The 4,617-nt window shown below is 67.6% G+C and carries 6 protein-coding genes and 1 pseudogene; 5 read left to right on the top strand and 2 right to left on the bottom strand.

Going from position 1 to position 4,617, the window contains the following annotated elements; translation table 11 throughout:
• Positions 1-259: 259 nt before the first annotated feature.
• The gene (locus ABZ208_RS38775) at positions 260-415 is read right to left on the bottom strand and encodes a DUF6131 family protein (RefSeq protein ID WP_356914149.1); all 156 of its coding nucleotides are present in this window, start codon (positions 413-415) and stop codon (positions 260-262) included.
• Positions 416-643: 228 nt separating this feature from the next.
• On the opposite strand from ABZ208_RS38775, the gene ABZ208_RS38770 reads away from it, so the two are divergent.
• Positions 644-1,030, top strand: coding sequence for a hypothetical protein (locus ABZ208_RS38770; RefSeq protein ID WP_356914148.1), 387 nt, complete (start codon positions 644-646; stop codon positions 1,028-1,030).
• Positions 1,031-1,422: 392 nt separating this feature from the next.
• Positions 1,423-1,590: pseudogene (locus ABZ208_RS38765) on the top strand (SDR family NAD(P)-dependent oxidoreductase); the annotation flags it as partial.
• A gap of 230 nt (positions 1,591-1,820) precedes the next feature.
• Here the strand turns inward: ABZ208_RS38765 and ABZ208_RS38760 are convergent.
• Positions 1,821-2,903, bottom strand: a complete 1,083-nt coding sequence (locus ABZ208_RS38760; protein ID WP_356914147.1) for a YihY/virulence factor BrkB family protein — start codon at positions 2,901-2,903, stop codon at positions 1,821-1,823.
• A gap of 212 nt (positions 2,904-3,115) precedes the next feature.
• Between ABZ208_RS38760 and ABZ208_RS38755 the strand changes: the two genes are divergently transcribed.
• The 3 genes from ABZ208_RS38755 to ABZ208_RS38745 are packed head-to-tail and all read left to right on the top strand — an operon-like array spanning position 3,116 to position 4,169.
• A complete protein-coding gene (locus ABZ208_RS38755) occupies positions 3,116-3,523 on the top strand; it encodes a phage holin family protein (RefSeq protein ID WP_356914146.1) in 408 nt (135 codons plus the stop codon).
• Entirely contained in the window at positions 3,520-3,906 is a 387-nt protein-coding gene (locus tag ABZ208_RS38750; RefSeq protein ID WP_356914145.1) for a DUF3618 domain-containing protein, read from the top strand. Before ABZ208_RS38755 ends, ABZ208_RS38750 begins: the two co-directional genes overlap by 4 nt.
• Positions 3,903-4,169, top strand: coding sequence for a DUF4235 domain-containing protein (locus tag ABZ208_RS38745; protein ID WP_356914144.1), 267 nt, complete (start codon positions 3,903-3,905; stop codon positions 4,167-4,169). The genes ABZ208_RS38750 and ABZ208_RS38745 overlap by 4 nt, the downstream gene beginning before the upstream one ends.
• The last annotated feature ends 448 nt before the right edge of the window (positions 4,170-4,617 follow it).

The following is a 4,617-nucleotide window of genomic DNA, read 5'->3' as shown; positions in this document are numbered from 1 at the left end:
GACGGCGCATCAGCCCGGCGTCGGCTATCACCTTCGACAGTCTGGCGAAGTCACTGCCGGACGTCTGTGAGGGCGGGGGACGAACAGGAGCATGATTTGTCATCGTGACCGGGATCTTTCCGTCGGCTGTGAGCACGTGGGCTCGGGGAAATCGGTTCACAGCGCGAAGGAGCAGGACCGGGCCATGCTGACGTTCGATGCTGTGCGGGGAGGGCGTCGCCGGCATGCTTCGCCGAATGCCCTGATGGAAGCGCCGCGGTTACCAGTAGTGCCGTCGTCCGCCTACCGCATGTCCTACCCCTCCCAGAATCCACAGCAGAACTCCGATCGCGACCAGGATGATCCCGATGGTCCAGAGAATGCCGAGGCCGGCCACGAGGCCGATGATGAGCAGAATGACTCCGAGGATGATCATGACGTCCTCCGGTGACGGGAGACCCCTCTTCTCACGGCTCCCCGCCCAACCGCGGGGCAAACCCGGGTCTCGCCCCTGATCAGCAAGTCCCGGCCGGGTTGCAACCCACCTAGGAGTTCGCCCCGTAGAGCACATGGCTGCGATGACCGCTCCGACCGCAGGTGGGATAATTGCGATATAACAAGACAAAACGCGTGCATGCATTCCGAAGGACAGGCAGGTGAGGTCATGCCCAAGCATCCGAAGCCGTCTCAGCCCTCACAGGGCGAGGGCCCGAGCCGACACACGGGCGCTCAGCACGGCTGGGCGCACGACGTGGACGAGACTCGTCAACAGGAAAACCCGAGCGCCCACCGCTCCTTCCACCCGGATGAATCCGCCCCCGCGAAGGGCAGCGGCAGGAAGGTCTCCGAGGAGGAGTCGAAAACCGTCCCCGGTGACACCGTCGAGAGCACCAGCCGCCGCGGGGAAGAGCAGGGCAAGGGCTCTGGCGAAAAGGGCATGCACGACAAGGGCCGAAGAGGTCGCTCACAGCGTCCCAGCGGAACCAAGGACGCCTCCGCCTCGACCGGTGTGGACCCCCAGGACCCGCCCGGCAAACGGAGCGCCGGCTAGACAGCCGAAACGGTCGACCGGTCATCGTGGAGCCGACCGATGGCCAGACCAGTGCAGACCGCCACGCCCGCGCGCGGTCAGCGGTCAGCGGTCAGCGGTCAGCGGTCAGCGGTCAGCGGTCAGCGGAGCGTGGAACGCCAGGAGTTCCACCTGATCGGCCCTACGCTCGCCCCAATTGCGTCGCAGCTCATGGCGTCCAAACCCTCCATCGCAGCAGGGACCCCGCCAGAGCTGCCCATCGATCGATGCGCAGCCACGTCCGCGGCGAGCGTGTCTTCTACGCACCAGCGTGGCGCTCCCACAATCCCGTCTGCTCGTTTCGGTCCATCAGCCGCAGTCGAAGCAGGGTCGATTAAGGCCTGCAAGTCCACTTGCCGCGTCTGGAGTATGCAGTGATTCACGAGCAGCACGTCTTGCAGGACCGAGTCGCCGTCGTGACAGGTGCTGCCCGCGGCCTGGGTGAGGGCATCGCCCGGTGCTTGGCCCTGCGCGGCGCCCGGACAGCGCTGCTGGGCCTGGAGGAGAGTCGGTTGATGCGTGTGGCTGCATCCCTTCCCACGACGGCGAAGCCCGAGCGAACAGGACGCCTGAAGTGGACGACACCGAGAGAGTCGCTGGAGTGAACCAACAGCGTGCGTGGCGCTGGGCATCCGTTCACTACTCCGCCACTGGACGGGGCTTCAGGGCTCGCAGGGGAGGGACAACTCGCCCAGCCAGCACCACCCGGGGCCTTCGCTCGCTGTCCAGCAGCACGCAGAACCGCCGACGGCCAGGAACGCGGGGGGCTCCGTCATTCCATCCGTCGGCGGTCGTCGTCGGTCCACTTGCGGGTGTCGCGGGGCTCCACGTAGGGCTCCTTGGTAGCGGGATGCCCACCGCGAATGGCGCGTTCGCGGGCGAGTTCCGCGTCGAACTCCAGACCCAGCAGGATCGCAAGGTTCGTGATCCACAGCCAGATCAGGAAGATGATCACTCCGGCGAGGGTGCCGTAGGTCTTGTTGTAGGAGCCGAAGTTGGCCACGTACACCGCGAAGGCGCCCGAGGCCGCCATCCAGATCACCACGGCGAGGAAGCTGCCCGGGGTGACCCATTTGAAGCCGCGGCCCTTGGCGTTGGGGGCCGCCCAGTACAACAGCGCGATCATCAGCGTGACCAGCACGACCAGGACCGGCCACTTCACGATCGACCAGACCGTCATCGCGGTGTCGCCGATGCCGAGCGCCGTGCCGATCCGCCGCGCGATGCCGCCGCTCAGGACGACGATCAGCGCGCTCACGCACGCCATCACCATCAGCGCGACCGTGATCCCCAGGCGGACGGGGAGCACCTTCCACACCGGGCGCCCCTCGGGCAGCTCGTACACGGCGTTCGAGGTACGGATGAACGCGGCGACGTAGGCGGAGGCGGACCACAGGGCAACAAGGAGGCCGACGATCGCCAGGAGCGAGCCGGTGCCGCTGCTGCCCTGGAGCTGTGTCACGGCGTTCGTGATCACGTCCCGGGCGGCGCCGGGCGCGAGTTGCTGGATGTTCTCCAGCACCTTCTGTGTGGTGCCCCGCCCCGCTATGCCGAGCAGGGAGACGAGTACCAGAAGGGCCGGGAACAGGGCCAGTACGCCGTAGTAGGTCAGTGCCGCCGCACGATCCGTCAGCTCGTCGTCCTTGAATTCATCGACGGTCCGGCGCAGGACCTGGCCCCATGCCCTCTTCGGCATCTCGGTCGGCTTGTCGGGGGCGTTCTCCTCCACCTCGGGATGTGGACCGGGGTCGGTGTCCGTTCCGGCGGCGGGCTGCGGTCCCGCCTCGTCGGAACGGCGGCCCTCACCCTCGGGGGCCTGCTCATCGCTGTGCCGCAGTTTCTCAAAACGGGTCATAACGTCCTGGGTGTCCGTTCCCGGCGCCCGGAAACCCGCCCGTAGTCACGGCGGCACATGTGAAGCCGTGACGATTGAGATCGATTCGGATGCCTGCGGGGCCGACGCCTGGACAGAGCGGCTCGCACCACTCGGCGGAGGTCGGCGGGCATGACTCAAGTCCCGCCGACCGGGTAAACGGAATGAGTGCTTCCGGAAGGTGGTGACCCCTCATGAGCGGAATGCACCGCAGCCTGTCGGAGGAGCCGACCGGCGAACTCATATCCCGGGCGTCGCAGCAGATCACGCAGCTGGTTCGCGAGGAAATGGAGCTCGCACGGGCCGAGATGACCCAGAAGGGCAAACGGTTCGGCCTCGGCGGCGGGCTGTTCGGCGGAGCAGGTCTGGTAGCGGTTCTCGGCCTGCAGGCGCTGGTCGCGACGGCGATCATCGCACTCGCGCTCGTACTGCCCTGGTGGGCGGCCGCCCTGATCGTCACCGGTGTTCTGTTCCTTATTGCCGCGGTCCTCGCGGCCATGGGCAGGAAGAACATCAAACGGGCCACACCGCCGCCCCCTCAACAGACTGTTGACAGCGTCAAGCGTGACGTCGAAGAGATCAAGGAAAGGGCACAGCGATGAGCAACAGCCCCGTCCCCGACGACAGGTCCGGTGACGCCTCACCCACGCCCGAGGAGCTGCGGGCGCAGATCACGGAGACCCGGGAGGAACTCGGCGAAACCGTCGAAGCGCTCGCCGGGAAGACGGACGTCAAAGCCCGCGCTCAGCACAGCGCCACCGAGTTCAAGGACCACCTGGCCCACACGGCCGGCCGCGCCCGGGAACACCTCGCCGCCACCGCCACGACCGCCGGCGAGAAGTGGCGCGAGAAAGCGCCGCAACCCGTCCAGCACCAGGCGCACCACGCAGCCGAGACAGCACGCCGGAACCCCACGCCTCTTCTCGCCGGAGCCGCCATCGCCCTGGTCCTGTGCGTGATCATGCGACGTCGGAGGCAGCGATGAAAGCATCGAAGATCGCTTACAAGCCCGTCGGGCTCGCGCTCGGCGGCCTCAGCGGAGCCTTGGCCGGCACTCTCTTCGGCCAGCTCTGGAAGAAGCTCGGAAACGACGAGGAGGCACCCGACGCCACCGACGAAGGCCGCACCTGGGGCGAGGTACTGCTCGCCGCCACCCTGCAGGGCGCCATTTTCGCGCTGGTCAAGGCTGCCGTCGACCGCAGCGGTGCCACCGCAACCAAGCGCCTCACCGGAAGCTGGCCCGGCTGAATCATCCAAGGCATGAACGGCGCCGCCCGGCCAGGCGCACACCTGTCTCGGGCCCGCAGGCCGGATCGGGCCGTCCCGTTCCCGCACGCGACCGCGACCGCGACCGCGACCGCGACCGCGACCGCGAGGAAGACTCCCCCAGTTGGACTTCCCTGACGACAATCAGTCCCCGCGTACCACGGAACGGTGGAGATCCCGGCGTAGTCGGCTTGGTGCCGGGCGGGTACGGGTCGGGGCGTGAAACCTTCGGTGCAGAGTCGCTCGAATGCAGCAATGACCTCGTCAGGAACCGGCTGATGGATCATGCACGGCAGCCACAGGCGCGCCGTCAGGGCCGTGGACGCCATGTACGAAGCCATCGGTTCGCCGCAGGACGGCCCAGTGGCCCCGAAACGCCGATCCGGGCCGGAGACTGATCGGGGCTCGCCCCGCGCGGCGGGGCGGGGCG

It is taken from the genome of Streptomyces sp. NPDC006208 (genome assembly GCF_040613775.1).
Classification (GTDB): domain Bacteria; phylum Actinomycetota; class Actinomycetes; order Streptomycetales; family Streptomycetaceae; genus Streptomyces.
Note: the sequence above shows the minus strand (reverse complement) of the source record. Positions and strands in the feature narration are given on the sequence as shown.